The organism is Flaviflexus equikiangi, assembly GCF_014069875.1.
Lineage (GTDB): Bacteria > Actinomycetota > Actinomycetes > Actinomycetales > Actinomycetaceae > Flaviflexus > Flaviflexus equikiangi.
Window position 1 is genome coordinate 2,284,161 of sequence record NZ_CP059676.1, and the last position, 16,936, is coordinate 2,301,096.

Sequence of the window (16,936 nt, forward strand, 5' to 3'; positions counted from 1 at the left end):
CCCTTTCCTTGGACCAGGATACGGGTGTTCACACGCTTTGGAGCAGTGTGAACATGATGCTGGCGCCGACACCCACCGCCATATAGAACTCGAGTGCGGACGAGAAGGGCTTGCGCTCCAGGGGAGTGCGCCGTCCCACCAGGATCGGTGCCCGATTGGATACGAGCTTCGGGTTCTTCGCCCAACGCTCCATGAGAGCACGCTGCTCATCCGTTGCCGGGGCCATGGCAAGGTCGCCGATGCCGGGCTCTACCTGCCGCAGGGCCATGAGGGTGCCGGGAGCGAGATCCTTCGCGGGCTCCTTCGACTCGGAGCTGGACAGGACGATGGAGCGGAAGTCTGCTCCCTCGAGAGGCCGCACGACAACGGGACACACCACATCCCCAGCCCGGGTACGCCGCTCCGCTGCCGTCTCAGAGGTTCCCAAGACCTTTGCCACGACAGGGACAGACCGATCGACATCGTTCCGCTTCACCATCAGCCAGGTGACATACCCGACGGCAGCGAGGATGAAGGCACCGATGAAGGGGATCGCGTATCCGATGAGTGCCATCGTGTTCGAGTAGAACAGGATCGACACCATCGCGCCCAGAAGGAAGCCGAAGAAAGCGCCGGTGAAGATGCGCTGGACGTGATCCTGTGGGCGGTTGGCAGGCACGAGGCCCGCCTTCGTGATGCTGGCGACAAGAGCGGTAGAAGACATAGTGGGACTAGTTTAGCCCGAGGACGCCAACGAGTTCACGGACAGCCTTCCGCGCCCCCCATCGCGCACCGATCGTGGACGCTGTCGGACCGTAGCCGAGAAGGTGGATGGTCGGCTCCCCGGCTACCGCAGTCCCCCGCATCATGATCCCACCGTCTCTCGTGCGCAGGCGAAGCGGAGCAAGATGGCGCAGTTCCGAACGGAAACCGGTCGCCCACAGGATCATGTCCGCACGCCACAGCTTCCCGTTCTCCTGGACGAGACCGTCGGGTTCGATGCGGGTGAACATGGGCCGGCGGTCAAAGACACCCGCTGCTCTCGCCTCGCGCACAGCATCGGTCACCAGCAGGCCGGTGGCTTCCACGACCGATAGCGGCCTCAAGCCCTGCTCGACACGGGCCCGCACGGCCGCCTCAACAGCTCGCCCGGACTGGAGCTTGCCCCCGGTATCCACCCATCGAGGCTCCCGCCGAGTGAACCACGCTGTCGCCTTCGCACCCGGCGCAATCTCAGCCAAGTGCTGGGTGGCAGAGATACCGCCTCCGACAACAGCAACCCTGTGCCGCTCGAACTGGGCTGGCCCACGATAATCCTGCGTGTGCAACTGCACCCCCGCGAAGCTCTCCTGGCCCGGATAGTACGGCACGAAGGGCCTCGTCCATGTTCCCGTGCAGTTGATGATCGCACGCGCCTGCCACGTGCCGCCCGTCGTTGAGACACGATACCCGTCATGCCGGCGCACCGAATGAACGAGGGCTGGCCGCAGGATCGGGAAATCGAACGTTTCCTCGTACGTCGTGAAATAGTCCGGGATCACGTGAGCTGCGAGATCATCGCCGTCGAAGGGGCCGACCTTCAGACCCGGCAGATCGGCGATATCGTTCACCGTCGCCATCGTCAACGTCGGCCACCGGTGCTGCCAGGCACCACCCGGACGCACCTCCGCATCGATCACCTGATACGTGCCGGTGATCGCCGTACCGTCCGCATATCCCCTCATCCCGCTCCGGTGCAGCTCGTGGGCGGCGGCGAGTCCGGCCTGTCCCGCGCCGATGACAAGAACGTCGACGTCGCGCGGCGTGGACTGGACCGGTCCGGAGGAGGCATCGAGCCATGCTGGCTGGGTACCCCAGTGCGAGCCGCTCGGGCTCCAGGCGCCCGGGACGAGCGCAGAACTCTGCGCCGACGTTGCCAACCATTTCACTCTCTCAACGGTACGTCATGGATCGAGGCCGTGATGGAATAGTGGAATGGAACTTGAGTCAGCACGCCGCCTCGCACTCGACCTCCTGGAGAGACACGGCCTCGACTGGGAGTTCGGCTGGGACAATGCTCGACGGCGGGCTGGCCAGACGAACTACACCCATCGGAAGATCACTCTGTCGAAGCATCTCACGCCGCTGTGCACGGAGGATCAGGTGCGGCAGACGATCCTTCACGAGATCGCTCACGCCCTCGTTGGACCCGGCCACGGCCACGGCCGAGTGTGGGCGGAGATGGCGGGACGAATCGGTGCCGAGCCGAGGAGACTCACTGGCCGCGACTTCCCGTCGGTCAAAGCCCCGTGGACGGCGACGTGCGCAGCCGGGCACGTTCACGAAAGATTCCGCCTGCCGAAGAATGAGGTGAGCTGCGGATACTGCTCGCGATCGTACTCCCCCCGCCACGTCTTGGCCTGGACACGCTCGTAGAAGGCCATTTGCTCCCTCCCAGACGGTAGGGGGATCTCCTCACCGGCACCCACCCGGGAACGGAACGGGGTTCGCACTGGGGTAAACTTGACGAACAACCATGTCGGCACTCAGTGGGGAGACGCCAGTGAAGCGATTGCTATCAACGGCCCTCCTCGTGAGCCTCGCACTTGCCGCGTGCTCGGATGCCAGCGAGGAGACGACCACACCCCCGGAACCCGTGAAGAGTGTCGAGTTGACGTTCCGAACGTGGGACGAGGCATCGATCCCCGCGTACGAAGAGTCCTTCGACGCATTCACTGCGGCGAACCCGTCGATCACGGTCACCATCGAGACCATCGACGAAGACGAGTATTGGCAGCGGCTCGAATCAGACCTCGACGCCGGCACCGCCGCTGACGTGTTCTGGCTGAACCCGGCAAACGTCGCCGACCATGCGAGAGATGACGAGATCGTGACGATCGAGACGGTGCGAAGCGACTGGGAGGAACACCTCGTCGACCTTTTCACGGTTGACGAGGCTCTGCGGGCGGTGCCGCAGATGTGGAACTCTGTCGCGCTCTACTACAACCGGGATCTGTACTCTGAGGTTGATACTCGAGTCGAAAACCTGACGTGGGGGACAGAGGAGGACACCCTCCTCGACACCGCGCGGCAGTTGACGCTCGACGCGGAGGGCCGCACGGCGGGCTCGGACGACTTCGACCAGGATTCGATCGTGCAATACGGATTTTCACCCGATCCTGATCTGACGACGGCATTCGTACCTTTTCTTGTGCAGGCCGGGGGGCAGTTCCAGGCCGAGGATGGAACGTTCACGTTCGCGAGTGAGGCCGGAGAACTATCGACCCAGTATCTCGTCGATCTCGTCAACACCGCGGCAGTCTCACCCGAACTCGTGGAGGACGACGATGCTCAAGACCTGTTCCGCGACGGCAACCTCGTTCTCTATCAGTCCGACTCCGATTCTCTCGCTACCATCGCGGCAGAGGCAGACTTCGACTGGGCCATCGCCCCGATCGTAGGCGGCCCAGACGGCAAGATCTCCGTGCTCGACGGCGTGGCGGCTGCGGGGTATACGGGAAGCGATCACCCCGACGAGGTGATGCTCCTCCTCGAATGGTTGGGCACCGCCCAGGGGCAGGATCCCCTCGCCGCCAACGGCATCGCATTCCCCGCCGCTCTTCGGGCACAGGACACGTACGTCAACTATTGGGCGAAAGAGGGCGTCGACGTGTCGGTCTTCATCGAGAGTTCAAGCAATTCGGTGACAATCTCGTCCCACAACCTCGACATTCATTCCGCCCTGGAAACGATCCAGTCATCCTATCGGGACATGCTTCGCGGCGACCTGTCCGTCGATGAGGGACTCTCCGAGGCACAGCAGGCCGGCAACGCAGCCCTCCGCTAACGGACGGTGTCCCGCACCCAGGCGATAATGCCGGCGGCTCCGCTTTCAACGGCTGACAGCGTGTCGTAGAAGCCGTCCTCCCCGCCATACCACGGGTCTGGAACATCCCACTCCCCATCGGAAGAATAGAAAGCAGAATAGCCTGCGGAGGACCTCTCCTTGCCTTCCAGGATCCCGCCCGGCCCGAAAGCACCATGTGGGGCGATCTCGAGGGGTACATTGTCGTCGAACTCGCTCCACAGGTGGATAACGGAGGGATCGATCCCGTTGCTTTCGGCTACTTTCTTCAACTGCCGAGCATGGCCCACCGTCATCGCCAGCACAAGGTCAGAATCTGCAAGATCGGCAGGAGTGACCTGGCGTGCCGCCCGCCTCGGGACGTCATAGCCCGCTTCGCGAAGGACCTTGGCGGCACGCGAGTCGACAGGCCGACCGCTCTCCTCATCGGATACGCCGACCGAGTCGACATCGACATCGATACCTGCCTGCGCGAATCGCTCTCGGAGCACAATCTCCCCCATGGGGGAACGGCAGATGTTTCCTGTACAGACAACGAGAATACGCATGATGAGATCCTAACCCACCACGATCCGGGGCGATCCGGGCCCGCGCGGTGCGGCACGAGTGGCTCGATTCCTTGGAGAACCCGGGGAGTATGAATGTGATTCCCAGCAGCGGACCGGTAGGGTGCTCGACAACTCCCGTAGGCTGGTCACCATGATCAGACGTACCACCATCCTGGCAGCCGCGGCACTCCTCACGCTCAGTGCCTGCTCAAGCGAAGAAGGCACTTCGAGCACCGCGACCCCGACGCCTGCTGCCGACCAAACGACGGAGCCCGTCTCGTACGAGTGCACCGACCCCCTGGCGGGCTCCCCCTCCGAGGTCGATGCGTTCGATCTCATCGTCTGCTCGACACTCGCGCTCGCAGCAACAGACGGCTACGTCACCACATCCACCGTCGAGGGGTCCGGGACGACGGTCCTCCGTGTCAACGGGGATCCCTTCACCGTCGAGGTGAGCTACCCCGACGACACCGCGATCATCGCGAACGAAACCGACGCCTGGGTCGATAACGGGAGCGGTGAATGGCAGCGCGCGGACGTCACATCGAGTGACTACCTGATTGCCCAAGCCTCCCAGGTCTTCGACACGTACAAGAATTCTCAGGACCCCGCGAAGTCAACCGCGGATATCCCCGAGGGCACGACGTACACGGTCGAAGGAACCGAGGAGATCGACGGCGTCGAGTACCACATCCTCTCCGCCGAGTTCAACGACGGTTCGTCCACGAGTACGCTCCGCATGTGGATCGGTCCCGACTACCGCCAGCAGAGAATGCTCGTCTCGATCGTCTCCGAGGATACGAACCCGCTCCTCGTCGAGACCGAGTATGTCGAGTGGGACGTAGCGCAGGACATCACGCTTCCCGAATAGGAAGAGAAAACGACGCGGGAATGGAGAATGGGGGAGCATATGCTCCCCCATTCCATTACGTAAGGTCTTAGCGACGTGCCTTGGGCGTCCTACCCGTGACGGCTCGGACCACGTTGAGGCCACCGAGAACGACCATCGAGATACCGACGAACCACCAGAGGAACACTGCTCCCCACAGGGCGTTGCTCAGAAGCGTCGCTCCAGCGATCACGGAGATCACGGCGTAGACGATCGTGGGAACCTTCGACTTGGCGTTGCCAAGGGTGAAGAGTGCAGTGAAGCCCTCGATCACCCACATGACGCCGACCATGATCGTCAGCAAGAGGAAGAGGAAGGCCGCCGACTGCTGGAGGGACGAGAAGGCATAGATACCGGCGACGAGGTAGAGGCCGGCCAGAAGCAGGTGGGCGACTCGGCCGCCTGCACCGATCTTCTTGGAGAAGACGCCGATCGAGGCGTAGACAAGACCAGCAATAATCGCGTAGAGAGCGATCACGCCGGTCAGAGTCACGGCGGCCTTGGTCGGCCAGACCAGGATGGCGATACCGAAACCAACGGTGATGAGGCCGCCTGCGATAAGGGCGAGACGGGTGGTCTCCTCCGGGCCGGAATCTTCAGAAATCACGATGGTGGACGCCGGAGCGTTGTTGTTTGACATGGTCTTCTCGACTTCTTGCAAGTGTGTAGGCAAGCGGATTCGCTTGGGTTGTAGCATACCAAACACAATTTCGCATCATATAAACATCTCACCTGGAGCATCGACAGTGCTAAAGCACCCACTACTCCATTGCGATTGACAGCAAGCTGTTGTCGCCGCCGACTATTTCAACTCGCTTCCGTGGGTGCCGACTGATGTCGCCTCGCTAGCCCCGACACGCACGAGCATCTTTCCGGTGTTCCCCCCGCGCATCATGTCAAGAAAGGCATCCACCGTGTTCTCAATCCCGTCCACAATGGTCTCGTCATAGGCGATCTCTCCGGCCGCGAACCACTCGGCCATGCGCGCACCAAACTCGGATGACAGGTCAAGGTGGGCGGCGAGGGTGAATCCTTGGATCGAGAGCGCCCGGGTGATGACATTCATCATGTTGTCGGGCCCAGGTGTAGGGCCGGCAGTGTTGTAACCAGCGATTGCACCGCACAACGCCAACCGACCATTGTCGTTCATAACGTCGAGTGCGGCCTCGAGGTGGTCTCCCCCACATTATCGAAGTAGACGTCAACACCCTCAGGCGCTGCGGCCGCGAGCTGTTCCCGGATAGGCGCTTCCTTGTAGTTCAGCGCAATGTCATAGCCGTACTTCTCGGTGAGCAGACGCACCTTCTCGGCGCTGCCGGCGGACCCGATGACACGCTTAGCACCGAGCAGCCGTGCGATCTGCCCGGCTGCGGTTCCCACGGCACCAGCGGCACCTGAGATGAACACGGTGTCACCCGCACTCATCGGTGCGATCCGCGTCAGGCCGACGTAGGCGGTGAGGCCTGTCATGCCAAGAATGTGCAGCGACAGCGAGAGCGGCACCCCGTCACGTTCCGGCACAGCGTGAAACGTCGAGGCATTGGCCTGGATGAGATCAGACCACCCGTGCTGGTGCTGCACCACGGTTCCCACCGGCAGCGACTCATCCTCGGACTCCACGACACGGCCGATCGCGCCGCCCGTGATGCGCTCCCCCAACGCGTAGGGTGCGACGTAGCTGCGCGTGTCGTTCATGCGCCCCCGCATATAAGGGTCAACCGAGATGAAGGCGTTCGCAACTCGCACCTCACCGGGCTGAAGCGGCCCGAGTTCCACGGTCACGATCCTGAAGTCATCGTGAGTTGGCCAGCCCGATGGCCGGGCGGCAAGCTGGATCTGCGTGCTGAGTGCGGTGCTGCTGGTAGTCATCGAGTTCAACTTCTCGTGAGTTACTGCCGCAAGAGCGGACAGGGTTGGTACGAGCGACAAGGCACCGGCATATGTCCCGATCGCAAGAATGCGACTGTTCAACATGTGGCTTCCCTTGTACTGCTCACACCCCTAATTGTGGAATACTTGGTTCACTATAACGCATATTAGAATGAACGGTACAAAACGGAGGAGTGCACATGGGCCGCCCGCAAGCATTCGACACGGACGCCGTCGTGCGCTCAGCCCGAAACGTCTTCTGGCGACTCGGCTACGAGAGCACCTCCGTACCCGACCTTGAGGCCGCCACGGGTTTGAACCGGTCGAGCATCTATCACGCATTCGGCAGCAAACGCGGCCTCTTCGATACCAGCGTTGAGAGTTACCTTACGGAGGTCGTGCGTCCGCGACTCGAGCCCCTCACAGGCGAAAAAATCTCCCCACGGGCACTCGTCGATTACCTGGTCGCGCTTCGCTCAGCCCTCGCTGAACGGTCCGCGCTCGCGTCACACGGGTGCATGCTCATCAACACGGCTGGCGCGAGGATCGGTCAGGACGAAGCAGTGCGAGAAGCCATTGCCGGCTACCAGCGCGAACTGCGGGCGGCATTCTTGCGCGGGCTACAAGCCGCCCACCCCGAGCTCGACGACGAGACGGCGGATCGGGGATCGCGCATCATCGCCGCACTCGTCATTACCGCCCTTGCCCTCACCCGAGCAGATTTCGACGCAGCAATGGAGAATGTCAATACCGCCATCGAACTCGCTGCAGGCGCAAACACGGGAGGGTCCGTTCGCGGATAGACCAGAGACCACGAAGGATGCAAAGCAGAAATCCGCCACCTGCACAGCCGGAGCCCCGCACGGCAACGCAAGTCTCGACAGGAGCAGATGCATGTCGGCGCGAGAGGTCACTGTCGTGGGCGTATCGGGTTGGTGAAGAAGCGGGTCCACGCAGCCCCTGGTCTGGTCGCCAGCCGTAGCCAGCGTTTCACTGAGCAGGCCTGCAGGGCCGTTAATACGAGGAGCGGTCACCGTGGCGATGTCTTTCGAGCGAGAATTACGAGAGCTCTCTCGAAGGACTCCGGCGGTGATCGCTCCTGCGTCAGCAACGAGGTTCACGACCACCATGCGGCCACACCACTCAAAGGGGCACTACTACGAGAACGCCCCTGATCTGCGATAACTCGCGGATCAGGGGCGTGATCAGGTTTTTCCCTGGAGCCTCAGAGACTTAGAAGTCCCAGTCCTCGTCTTCTGTCGCCTCGGCGGTGCCGATGACATAGGAGGATCCGGAGCCGGAGAAGAAGTCATGGTTCTCGTCGGCACCCGGGGAGAGGGCAGCAAGAATGGCCGGGTTCACGGCTGTCTGATCACTCGGGAAGAGCGCCTCGTAGCCGAGGTTCATGAGCGCCTTGTTCGCGTTGTACCGGAGGAACATTTTGACGTCCTCGGTGAGGCCAAGATCGTCGTACAGGGACTCGGTGTAGTCCTCTTCGTTGTCGTAGAGGTCCTGGAGAAGGTCGTACGTGTACTCCTTCAGTTCATCCTGTCGGGCCTGGTCCATACCGCTGACGGCGACCTGGTACTTGTAGCCGATGTAGTAGCCGTGGACTGCCTCGTCACGGATGATGAGGCGGATAAGGTCGGCGGTATTCGTGAGCTTGCCGTGTGCAGACCAGTACATGGGCGCGTAGAAGCCCGAGTAGAACAGGAATGACTCAAGCATGACGGAGGCGATCTTGCGCTTCTCCGGATCATCACCGTGGTAGTAGTCGAGGATGATGCGGGCCTTCTTCTGAAGGTGCTCATTCTCCTCGGACCAGCGGAAGGTCTGCTCGATCTCTTCCGAGGTGTTGAGCGTCGAGAAGATCGACGAATATGACTTCGCGTGCACCGACTCCATGAAGGCGATGTTCGTGTAGACAGCCTCCTCGTGCGGGGTGACAGCGTCGGGGATGAGAGAGACCGCGCCGACAGTACCCTGCACGGTATCCAGCAGAGTAAGGCCCGTGAACACGCGGGTCGTCATGAGCTGTTCCTGCGGGGTCAACGTATTCCACGACTGGATGTCGTTCGACAGCGGAATCTTCTCCGGCAACCAGAAATTGGCTGTCAGGCGATCCCAGACCTCTTCATCCTTGTCGTCCTCGATCCTGTTCCAGTTGATCGCTTGGACCCGTGAGACCAGGGGCAACTTTTCAGTCACGCCAACTCCTTTTTCTGATGAGGCATATTTTCAATCCATCTTGTCATGAACGAGACCCGTCTTCGAGAGGTGATCCCCACTCGCGGGCCTTGCCGCTAGCCGGGAAAGCCACATGGCCGCCCAGACCCGCATCTCACAGCCAATTGCCGCCATACTTCCAGGGCCTTGGAGAACCCTGGGTAGGGGCTCTCTCTAACGGCTGAAACTCTTCCCCTCGTCAAGCGCAGCGGGAAGAGTGTGGGTATGGCCAACGAAGAGAAAACACTGTCCGTTTCCCGAATCATCGACCATTCAGCGAAAGACATCTTTGACACGCTGTCTCTGCCCCAGCGCCATCCGCAGTTCGACGGATCAGGCATGGTTCGATCTGCCGACAACTCCGAAAGAATCCAGGCAACCGGCGACGTGTTCGTCATGAACATGGTGGGCAGGACAGGAACCGAATATCAGACCCATAATCACGTCACCGCTTTCGATGACGGAAAGATGGTCGGATGGAAGCCCGCTCTTGCCGAGAATCCTGGCGAACCGGGAGGCTGGGAGTGGCTCTACACGCTGAAGCCTCTCGATGCTCACTCAACAGACGTCACGCTCACCTACAGTTGGGGAGCGGTGACCGACAAGAAGCTTGCGGAAAGCCTTCCGCTGATCACCGAAGAAGAGATGGAGCAGTCGCTCAACCTCTTGGCTTCCGCCATCAACTGACCCGAGCGTCTCGGAACTAGAAGAGCGCAGGAGCGGTGCCGAGTGGCACCGCTCCTGCGCTCAGACGTTTCTCAGGCGTCGCGCTTCTTGATCGACAACGCACCGGCCCCGACGAACACGATCGTGTAGACGAGGAGCACTGCCAACGATGCGTTGGCGCTCAGAGCATCTTCGCGGAGCAGGACATCGCCGAGAATCCCTTCTTCTCTCGGCGCGACGGCCGATGACATGACGTTGATGGGGAAGTAGGGTGCCATGTCGCTGAGGAAGTCGAGCGGAATCACCTCGAGGATCGGGAGAATCAGGACGAGCCCGAACATGAGGGTTGTCGCTCCCACCGTGGAGCGAAGCACCGCCCCCATGCCAGCCGCCATGAGGGCCCCGCAGACGATGACGACGACGCAACTGGCAAGGCTAGCCCAGAAACCGATCTCTCCGAGCGGGAGCGAAACATCGTGGCGCGAGATCGAGATGTTGATCAGCAACGTTGAGAGCAGCAGAGCCGTGGCCGCAACGCTGGCCCAGAAGACGGTGAGGACAAGGATCTTCGCACCATAGAAAGACAGCCGCGAGCGCGAGGCGAGCAGGGATGTCTGGATCGTGTTGTGCGAGTATTCGGCTGTCATCACCATGGTCCCGAACGCGATCCCGAAGAGCAGCGCGATCTGGAAGATGCTCGTCACCATATAGGAGCTCGTGAAGGCGGCAAGTTCTCGACGCGACATGTAGGACGTCATCGAGTCGACCGCTTCAGCGACGAAGAAGGAGATGAGGAGATAGAAGAGGACCGTGAGGACAGAGATCACCCACGTTGAGCGCAGGGTCGTCAGCTTTCGCAGCTCCGAGCGGGCGAGGCGCGGGAAGGTCGGGCGGTAGTGCGTGACTGTGCTCATCGGTTTCCTCCTGAACGGAACTCGACGGACGAACCGGTGAGCTCCATGAAGACGTCCTCCAGGGAGGAGTGCGTGGTGGACAGCTCGTGGATCTCAAGACCTGCCACGTGGAGGGCGTGGCCGATGTCAGATGCTTGTGCGCCTTGGATGACGAGAGTGTCTCTGCCGTCCACGCGCTCAAGGGTCGGCATCATCTGCGCCAGTGTTTCGCCGATCGCAGCGAGGTCCGGGCCCGCCACGCGCACGGTGGAGTGACCGACGGATTCTGTGAACTGCTTGATGGGGCCCGAGGCGATGAGGCGTCCGCCGCCGATGACGACGAGGTTGGTTGCCGTCATCGCCATCTCCGACATGAGGTGGGAGGAGATAAGCACGGTGCCACCGATGCGGGCGTGGTTCTTGACAAGGTCACGCACCCACCGCACACCGTCGGGATCGAGACCGTTGACTGGCTCATCGAGGAGAAGGTACTCGGGGTTGCCGAGCATTGCGGTCGCAATACCCAGCCTTTGCCCCATGCCGAGCGAGAAGCCTTTGACCTTCTTTCCCGCGACGTCTGTCAGGCCCGTGAGGTTGAGGATCTCGTCGATACGGCTCTTCGGAAAGCCGTGAGTGTCGGCGACTGTCGCCAGGTGCTGACGTGCTGTCCGTGCAGGATGGAAGGCTTTCGCGTCGAGGAGTGCACCCACTGTCGTGAGCGGGCTCCGCAGCTGGCCATAGGGCACGCCCTGGATAAGCGCCTGGCCTTCAGTGGGCCGGTCGAGGCCGACAATGCATCGCATTGTTGTCGACTTGCCCGAACCGTTGGGTCCGAGGAAGCCCGTGACCTGGCCGGATGGAACGGTGAACGACAGGTGGTCGGTTGCCGTCTTCTTCCCGTATTTCTTTGTCAGATTCTCAATCGTGATCATAGGTGGCCTTTCGCCGATACGGCTCCACTGTATGCGCGATGGGGGGAGCGTTCCACATGATCGACACTCATCTCGGGAAAAACTCAGGGATTTCCCTGGTGGGAACGCCGGGGAGCAGTGCCCCGGTGGATGACCCGCCCTCACTCACGGTGACACGGCTACTGTTAGCTCATGATCCAGACCCCGCCCTCCTTGCGCTACTCGGGCCGCATCGCCGCCCTCGACATCGCCCGCGGCATCGCCGTTCTCGGCATGTTCGCCGCCCATGTCGGTCCAGAACGAGACGGCCTGTCGGGCTGGTTCTTGGATCTCGCGGATGGCAGATCATCGATCCTGTTCGCAACGCTTGCCGGTGTGTCTCTCGCGATCCTGACGGGGCGGAACGTCCCCTACACGGGTGTCGAGTTCCTCCAGGCAAAGGTTCGTATCTTCACACGCGCAGCGCTCCTCATCGCCATCTCGGGCGTCCTTGCCCTCATGAACGACATTGTCGCTCTTATTCTCACCTTCTACGCGACGTGGTTCGTGCTTGCCATCCCGTTCCTGCAGTGGCGCCCCCGAAACCTGTTCATCCTTGCCGGCGGGTGCTGGATTCTCGGCCCGATCGCAGCCACGTACCTCAATGTCTTCTTCGAGAAGGCAGGTCTCTACTCGATGGGGGACTCCTCGGGTTTCCTCGTCGACACTCTGATCAACGGAACCTATGTTGGACTCGTCTACATGGGGTTCGTCTTTGCGGGGCTCGGTATTGGACGCCTCGATCTGGCAGACCGTTCTGTCGCCGCGACCCTTGCCCCGATCGGCAGCTCTCTCGCAATACTCGGCTATGGAACTGCGTTCCTGCTGACGAAAATGGGCATGGGCCCGACGTGGGAGGACTACGGCTCGTCTTTTGTCGACTCCGGCGATCTGGGATGGCGGACGGACGGGATGGGGCCCGAATGGGATCCATCCGTTTCCGCGCCGAGCCTGGACATGTTCCTCGGGGCCGAACCCCACTCGGGAACGATTCTCGAAGCGATAGGTTCAGGCGGTTTCGCGATCGCCATTATCGGTTTCCTCCTCCTCGGGGGGCCGATTCTCGGAAAAGTCCTTTATCCGATCGCCTCTGTGGGTTCGATGCCGCTGTCCGCGTACTCGTTCCACATCATCGCCATCTGGGCCATTCCCGCCCTCGTCTTTCCCGACTCTTTCGCCCCGCTCGCGTGGCTTGTCGGAGCGACGCTCGTTCTCTGTTCCGCGTGGCGGCTGGTTCTTGGTCGGGGACCGTTGGAGCGGCTCCTGCACGTGGCATCGACGCGGGCCTCTCAGATCACCGCGCCGCCGCCCTATACTCCTCTGCCAGTCGCTCCCAATGGCGAATCTCCTCGTCAGTGATCTCACGGATGACGCGGCACGGATTGCCTGCGGCCACGACGTTCGACGGGATATCCCGTGTCACAACCGATCCTGAACCGATCACGGTGTGATCACCGATCGTGACTCCTGGGTTGACGACGACATGCCCGCCCAGCCAGACATTGCTGCCGATGGTGATGGGCTGGCCCGATTCGAGCAGCTCCGCGCGCGGGCCGGAGGCAATCGGGTGGGTTGCGGTGAGGAGGGAGACGCGGGGGCCGAACATGCAGTTGTCACCGATACGGACCTCACACACGTCAAGCACGATAAGGTCCATGTTCGCGAAGAAGTTCTCGCCAACATGCGTATTCCAGCCGTAGTCGAATCCGATGGGCGCCATGAGGGTGCACGACACGCCTCGACTGCCGAGGAGTTCAGTGAGGATCTCGTCGTGGCGGCGTTCGTCCGGCGAGGTATTGAACTCGCGCACGAGACGACGCGTCTCCCGCTGCAGTGCGGCGTTACCCTCTCCGTACATGTAGAGCTCCCCGGCAAGCATGCGCCGCACGTCGAAGGATTCTTTCGGGTCTGTCATTTTGCTCCTGAGCTCGACACTGCCTCTTTCTGTGGGGACCATTGTTCCATGAGCACTCCCGCAGTTTCGTTCCTCCAAGCCTCCGGCAAGCCTTTCCGCGTCTTTGACACCGATGTCGATGGAGTCGACTTCTCCACCATCGACATCGGCGCCTTCTTCGCGGAGCAGATGGGGATGCCGGGAGAGCGCGTCTATAAGTCGCTCATGGCGTCAGCGCAGGGATCCCTCGTCATGGGGCTCGTCCCCGTCACTCAGAAGATCTCGCTCAAGCATCTTGCACTGGCGGTGGGAAAGAGGAAGGCCACAATGGTGCCGCCGGAGAAGGCAGAGGAGCTGTCAGGCTCAGTCATCGGCGGGATCTCGCCTTTCGGGTTGGACACGCCCATGCCGATCGTCATCGACCAGGGAGCGTTCGCCCATCCGACGATCGCAGTGTCCGGAGGCAGTCGAGAGTTGAAGGTTGAGCTCACTCCCGCTGACCTCGTCGACATGCTCGGCGCGACGATCGCCGACATCGCCATCACGTGAGTGGGGGGCGATCCTCAACGGATCGCCCCCCAGGTGCTGGTGCTGGTGCTGGTGCTACAGCATGCAGGACACGCAGCCGTCGACCTCGGTCCCTTCGAGGGCCTGCTGTCGGATGCGCATGTAGTACAGGGTCTTGATGCCCTTTCGCCATGCATAGATGTAGTTCTTGTTGACGTCACGAGTCGTCACGGTGTCCGGGTAGAACAGGGTCAGAGACAGCCCCTGGTCAACGTGCTGGGTGGCTACCGCGTACGTGTCGATGATGGCCTCGGGGCCGATCTCGTAGGCATCCTTGTAGAACTCGAGATTCTCGTTGTTCATGTAGGGCGCGGGGTAGTAGACGCGGCCGATCTTGCCCTCCTTGCGGATCTCGATCTTGGACACGATCGGATGGATCGAGGACGTCGAGTGGTTGATGTAGGAGATCGACCCTGTCGGAGGCACGGCCTGAAGGTTCTGGTTGTAGATGCCGTGCTCCATGACAGACGCCTTGAGCCGCACCCAGTCCTCCTGCGTGGGGATGTGGATGCCGGCGAAGAGCTCCTTGACGCGGTCGGTCGTGGGAGCCCACTCCTGCTCGATGTACTTCGTGAAGAACTCACCCGAGGCATAGTCGGACTTCTCGAAGTTGTAGAACGTCTCGCCCTTCTCGATTGCCAGCTTGTTCGACTCTGTCAGCGCATGGAAGAGCACCGTGTAGAAGTAGATGTTCGTGAAGTCGAGCGCCTCCTCGGATCCGTAGTGGATCCGCTCGCGCCCGAGGTAGCCGTGCAGGTTCATCTGGCCCAGGCCGATGGCGTGGGACAGTCTGTTGCCGCGTTCGATCGACGGTACGGATGCGATATCAGACGTTTCAGAGACCGCGGTGAGGGCGCGGATGGCGGTGCCCACGGTCCGTCCGAAGTCAGGAGAGTCCATTGTCCGCGCGATGTTGAGCGAACCGAGATTGCAGGAGATATCCTTGCCGATCTCGTCGTAGGACAGGTCTGCGTTATAGGTGGACGGCTCCGATACCTGGAGGATCTCCGAGCAGAGGTTCGACATGGAGATTCGACCGTCGATCGGGTTCGCCTTGTTCACCGTGTCTTCGAAGACGATGTAGGGGTATCCCGATTCGAACTGGAGCTCCGCGATCGTCTGGAAGAAGTGACGGGCGTTGATCTTCGTCTTGCGGATCCGCTTGTCGTCGACCATTTCGTCATACTTCTCGGTCACGGAGATGTCCGAGAACGGCTTGCCGTACACTCGCTCCACGTCGTAGGGCGAGAACAGGTACATGTCCGCGTTGGTCTTCGCCAGCTGGAACGTGATGTCGGGGATGACGACCCCGAGCGAGAGGGTCTTGATCCTGATCTTCTCGTCAGCGTTCTCACGCTTCGTGTCGAGGAAGCGCATGATGTCGGGATGGTGCGCGTTGAGGTAGACCGCTCCCGCGCCCTGGCGTGCGCCAAGCTGATTGGCGTAGGAGAAGGAGTCCTCGAGGAGCTTCATGACCGGGATGACACCGGAAGACTGGTTCTGGATCTTCTTGATGGGCGCACCCTGCTCGCGCAGGTTGGTGAGGTTGAGCGCCACGCCGCCGCCGCGCTTCGACAGCTGCAGGGACGAGTTGATCGCCCGCGAGATCGACTCCATGTTGTCTTCGATCCGAAGCAGGAAGCACGAGACGAGTTCCCCGCGCTGCTTCTTCCCCGCGTTGAGGAACGTCGGCGTGGCCGGCTGGAAGCGCCCCGAGATGATCTCGTCGATGACGGGGTAGACCTGGTCCCTGTCGCCCCTGGCGAGGGTGAGTGCGACCATGACGACTCGGTCCTCGAAACGCTCGAGATAGCGCTTCCCGTCGAATGTCTTCAGCGTGTAGGACGTGTAGTACTTGTAGGCGCCGAGGAACGTGGCGAAACGGTACTTCGCGGCGTAGGCGCGTTTGAAGGCCGACTTGATGAACTCGAAGTCGTACTGGTTGAGCACATCCTCTTCGTAGTACCCCTCCTCGACGAGGTAGTCGAGCTTCTCCTTGAGGGAGTGGAAGAACACCGTGTTCTGGTTGACGTGCTGCAGGAAGTACTGCCGTGCGGCCTCACGGTCCGCATCGAATTGAATATTCCCCTCGGCGTCGTAGAGGTTGAGCTGTGCGTTGAGCGAGTGGTAGTCGACCCGCGGGTCGAGGGTTTCTAGCCCCGTATCTGTGAGCGTTGTTCCCAAAACTCTTCCAATCCTTGCTTGACCTTGGCGACGTCTTCTTGCGTGCCGAGGAGTTCGAACCTATACATGTGCGGGACTCGGCATTTGGCGGAGACTATTTCTCCCGCCAGGCAGTATGCCTGTCCAAAGTTTGTGTTTCCTGCAGAGATAACGCCTCGGATGAGGCTGCGATTATGCTCGTCGTTCAGGAACCTGATGACCTGCTTCGGGACCGCTCCCCGATTGTTCCCTCCCCCGTAGGTCGGAACGATCAGGACGTACTCCTCGTCGACGGTGAGATCTGGATCGCTGCGACGGAGCGGGATCCGCTCCGCTTCTATCCCCAGCTTCTCGACAAATCGTGCGGTGTTGTTCGTCGCAGACGAGAAATAGACAACTTTCGCCATCGTGCCATTCCCTTCGCCACAAACGTGCGGGCGGGAATGCC

At 61.3% G+C, this 16,936-nt stretch carries 19 protein-coding genes; 7 read left to right on the forward strand and 12 right to left on the reverse strand.

Translation table 11 applies throughout. The features are described 5' to 3' along the window. Nucleotides 1–28: 28 nt before the first annotated feature. Nucleotides 29–703, reverse strand: coding sequence for a hypothetical protein (locus H2O75_RS10475; protein ID WP_182171765.1), 675 nt, complete (start codon nucleotides 701–703; stop codon nucleotides 29–31). A 7-nt stretch (nucleotides 704–710) separates the two neighbouring features. Further along, nucleotides 711–1,907 (reverse strand): NAD(P)-binding domain-containing protein, encoded by a 1,197-nt coding sequence (locus H2O75_RS10480; protein ID WP_204736172.1) that lies wholly within the window; start codon nucleotides 1,905–1,907, stop codon nucleotides 711–713. Between the two features lie 46 nt (nucleotides 1,908–1,953). On the opposite strand from H2O75_RS10480, the gene H2O75_RS10485 reads away from it, so the two are divergent. After that, a complete protein-coding gene (locus H2O75_RS10485; RefSeq protein ID WP_182171768.1) occupies nucleotides 1,954–2,394 on the forward strand; it encodes a SprT-like domain-containing protein in 441 nt (146 codons plus the stop codon). Between the two features lie 127 nt (nucleotides 2,395–2,521). Continuing rightward, the gene (locus H2O75_RS10490; RefSeq protein ID WP_182171771.1) at nucleotides 2,522–3,805 is read left to right on the forward strand and encodes an extracellular solute-binding protein; all 1,284 of its coding nucleotides are present in this window, start codon (nucleotides 2,522–2,524) and stop codon (nucleotides 3,803–3,805) included. Here H2O75_RS10490 and H2O75_RS10495 read toward each other — a convergent pair. Beyond that, the gene (locus tag H2O75_RS10495; protein WP_182171774.1) at nucleotides 3,802–4,371 is read right to left on the reverse strand and encodes a low molecular weight protein-tyrosine-phosphatase; all 570 of its coding nucleotides are present in this window, start codon (nucleotides 4,369–4,371) and stop codon (nucleotides 3,802–3,804) included. The genes H2O75_RS10490 and H2O75_RS10495 overlap by 4 nt on opposite strands. A 151-nt stretch (nucleotides 4,372–4,522) precedes the next feature. On the opposite strand from H2O75_RS10495, the gene H2O75_RS10500 reads away from it, so the two are divergent. Next, nucleotides 4,523–5,242, forward strand: a complete 720-nt coding sequence (locus H2O75_RS10500) for a hypothetical protein (RefSeq protein WP_182171777.1) — start codon at nucleotides 4,523–4,525, stop codon at nucleotides 5,240–5,242. A 67-nt stretch (nucleotides 5,243–5,309) separates the two neighbouring features. On the opposite strand, the gene H2O75_RS10505 is transcribed toward H2O75_RS10500, so the two are convergent. From H2O75_RS10505 to H2O75_RS10510, 3 genes are all read right to left on the reverse strand, one after another. After that, on the reverse strand, nucleotides 5,310–5,900 hold the full coding sequence (locus H2O75_RS10505) for an HdeD family acid-resistance protein (RefSeq protein WP_182171780.1): 591 nt from the start codon (nucleotides 5,898–5,900) through the stop codon (nucleotides 5,310–5,312). 162 nt (nucleotides 5,901–6,062) lie between these two features. Next, nucleotides 6,063–6,410 carry an MDR/zinc-dependent alcohol dehydrogenase-like family protein gene (locus H2O75_RS10855; protein ID WP_220462738.1) on the reverse strand — a complete coding sequence of 116 codons (348 nt, stop codon included), beginning with the start codon at nucleotides 6,408–6,410 and terminating at the stop codon, nucleotides 6,063–6,065. Next, complete coding sequence (locus H2O75_RS10510; protein ID WP_220462739.1) at nucleotides 6,407–7,129, reverse strand: MDR family NADP-dependent oxidoreductase; 723 nt, start codon at nucleotides 7,127–7,129, stop codon at nucleotides 6,407–6,409. Before H2O75_RS10510 ends, H2O75_RS10855 begins: the two co-directional genes overlap by 4 nt. A 200-nt stretch (nucleotides 7,130–7,329) precedes the next feature. Here H2O75_RS10510 and H2O75_RS10515 point away from each other — a divergent pair, with 200 nt between their 5' ends. Continuing rightward, nucleotides 7,330–7,932: a TetR/AcrR family transcriptional regulator gene (locus H2O75_RS10515; protein ID WP_182171783.1), complete on the forward strand. Its 603-nt coding sequence runs from the start codon at nucleotides 7,330–7,332 to the stop codon at nucleotides 7,930–7,932. Nucleotides 7,933–8,362: 430 nt separating this feature from the next. Here the strand turns inward: H2O75_RS10515 and nrdF are convergent, their stop codons facing one another. Next, nucleotides 8,363–9,337, reverse strand: coding sequence for a class 1b ribonucleoside-diphosphate reductase subunit beta (gene nrdF / locus H2O75_RS10520; RefSeq protein WP_182171786.1), 975 nt, complete (start codon nucleotides 9,335–9,337; stop codon nucleotides 8,363–8,365). A gap of 243 nt (nucleotides 9,338–9,580) precedes the next feature. Here nrdF and H2O75_RS10525 point away from each other — a divergent pair, with 243 nt between their 5' ends. Then, nucleotides 9,581–10,042 carry an SRPBCC family protein gene (locus H2O75_RS10525; RefSeq protein WP_182171790.1) on the forward strand — a complete coding sequence of 154 codons (462 nt, stop codon included), beginning with the start codon at nucleotides 9,581–9,583 and terminating at the stop codon, nucleotides 10,040–10,042. Nucleotides 10,043–10,113: 71 nt separating this feature from the next. Here the strand turns inward: H2O75_RS10525 and H2O75_RS10530 are convergent, their stop codons facing one another. Both H2O75_RS10530 and H2O75_RS10535 read right to left on the reverse strand, forming a co-directional pair. Next, complete coding sequence (locus H2O75_RS10530) at nucleotides 10,114–10,935, reverse strand: DUF2705 family protein (RefSeq protein ID WP_182171793.1); 822 nt, start codon at nucleotides 10,933–10,935, stop codon at nucleotides 10,114–10,116. Next, nucleotides 10,932–11,846, reverse strand: a complete 915-nt coding sequence (locus tag H2O75_RS10535; RefSeq protein WP_182171796.1) for an ABC transporter ATP-binding protein — start codon at nucleotides 11,844–11,846, stop codon at nucleotides 10,932–10,934. The genes H2O75_RS10530 and H2O75_RS10535 overlap by 4 nt, the downstream gene beginning before the upstream one ends. Nucleotides 11,847–12,017: 171 nt before the next feature. On the opposite strand from H2O75_RS10535, the gene H2O75_RS10540 reads away from it, so the two are divergent. Beyond that, nucleotides 12,018–13,223, forward strand: coding sequence for a heparan-alpha-glucosaminide N-acetyltransferase domain-containing protein (locus H2O75_RS10540; RefSeq protein ID WP_182171799.1), 1,206 nt, complete (start codon nucleotides 12,018–12,020; stop codon nucleotides 13,221–13,223). Here the strand turns inward: H2O75_RS10540 and H2O75_RS10545 are convergent. Beyond that, nucleotides 13,159–13,779: a sugar O-acetyltransferase gene (locus H2O75_RS10545; protein ID WP_182171802.1), complete on the reverse strand. Its 621-nt coding sequence runs from the start codon at nucleotides 13,777–13,779 to the stop codon at nucleotides 13,159–13,161. The genes H2O75_RS10540 and H2O75_RS10545 overlap by 65 nt on opposite strands. A gap of 48 nt (nucleotides 13,780–13,827) precedes the next feature. Here H2O75_RS10545 and H2O75_RS10550 point away from each other — a divergent pair, with 48 nt between their 5' ends. Then, on the forward strand, nucleotides 13,828–14,307 hold the full coding sequence (locus H2O75_RS10550; RefSeq protein WP_182171805.1) for an aminoacyl-tRNA deacylase: 480 nt from the start codon (nucleotides 13,828–13,830) through the stop codon (nucleotides 14,305–14,307). Nucleotides 14,308–14,361: 54 nt separating this feature from the next. Here H2O75_RS10550 and nrdE read toward each other — a convergent pair whose 3' ends face one another. Then, nucleotides 14,362–16,509 carry a class 1b ribonucleoside-diphosphate reductase subunit alpha gene (nrdE, locus tag H2O75_RS10555; protein WP_182171808.1) on the reverse strand — a complete coding sequence of 716 codons (2,148 nt, stop codon included), beginning with the start codon at nucleotides 16,507–16,509 and terminating at the stop codon, nucleotides 14,362–14,364. Beyond that, nucleotides 16,479–16,895 carry a class Ib ribonucleoside-diphosphate reductase assembly flavoprotein NrdI gene (gene nrdI / locus H2O75_RS10560; RefSeq protein WP_182171811.1) on the reverse strand — a complete coding sequence of 139 codons (417 nt, stop codon included), beginning with the start codon at nucleotides 16,893–16,895 and terminating at the stop codon, nucleotides 16,479–16,481. Before nrdI ends, nrdE begins: the two co-directional genes overlap by 31 nt. Nucleotides 16,896–16,936 lie beyond the last annotated feature (41 nt).

Bases quoted from the DNA above. Each gene is read 5' to 3' on its own strand.
- H2O75_RS10475 (WP_182171765.1), bottom strand. From the start codon at position 703: ATGTCTTCTACCGCTCTTGTCGCCAGCATCACGAAGGCGGGCCTCGTG.
- H2O75_RS10485 (WP_182171768.1), top strand. From the start codon at position 1,954: ATGGAACTTGAGTCAGCACGCCGCCTCGCACTCGACCTCCTGGAGAGA.
- H2O75_RS10495 (WP_182171774.1), bottom strand. From the start codon at position 4,371: ATGCGTATTCTCGTTGTCTGTACAGGAAACATCTGCCGTTCCCCCATG.
- H2O75_RS10500 (WP_182171777.1), top strand. From the start codon at position 4,523: ATGATCAGACGTACCACCATCCTGGCAGCCGCGGCACTCCTCACGCTC.
- H2O75_RS10505 (WP_182171780.1), bottom strand. From the start codon at position 5,900: ATGTCAAACAACAACGCTCCGGCGTCCACCATCGTGATTTCTGAAGAT.
- H2O75_RS10855 (WP_220462738.1), bottom strand. From the start codon at position 6,410: ATGAACGACAATGGTCGGTTGGCGTTGTGCGGTGCAATCGCTGGTTAC.
- H2O75_RS10510 (WP_220462739.1), bottom strand. From the start codon at position 7,129: ATGACTACCAGCAGCACCGCACTCAGCACGCAGATCCAGCTTGCCGCC.
- H2O75_RS10515 (WP_182171783.1), top strand. From the start codon at position 7,330: ATGGGCCGCCCGCAAGCATTCGACACGGACGCCGTCGTGCGCTCAGCC.
- H2O75_RS10525 (WP_182171790.1), top strand. From the start codon at position 9,581: ATGGCCAACGAAGAGAAAACACTGTCCGTTTCCCGAATCATCGACCAT.
- H2O75_RS10530 (WP_182171793.1), bottom strand. From the start codon at position 10,935: ATGAGCACAGTCACGCACTACCGCCCGACCTTCCCGCGCCTCGCCCGC.
- H2O75_RS10535 (WP_182171796.1), bottom strand. From the start codon at position 11,846: ATGATCACGATTGAGAATCTGACAAAGAAATACGGGAAGAAGACGGCA.
- H2O75_RS10540 (WP_182171799.1), top strand. From the start codon at position 12,018: ATGATCCAGACCCCGCCCTCCTTGCGCTACTCGGGCCGCATCGCCGCC.
- H2O75_RS10545 (WP_182171802.1), bottom strand. From the start codon at position 13,779: ATGACAGACCCGAAAGAATCCTTCGACGTGCGGCGCATGCTTGCCGGG.
- H2O75_RS10550 (WP_182171805.1), top strand. From the start codon at position 13,828: ATGAGCACTCCCGCAGTTTCGTTCCTCCAAGCCTCCGGCAAGCCTTTC.
- nrdI (WP_182171811.1), bottom strand. From the start codon at position 16,895: ATGGCGAAAGTTGTCTATTTCTCGTCTGCGACGAACAACACCGCACGA.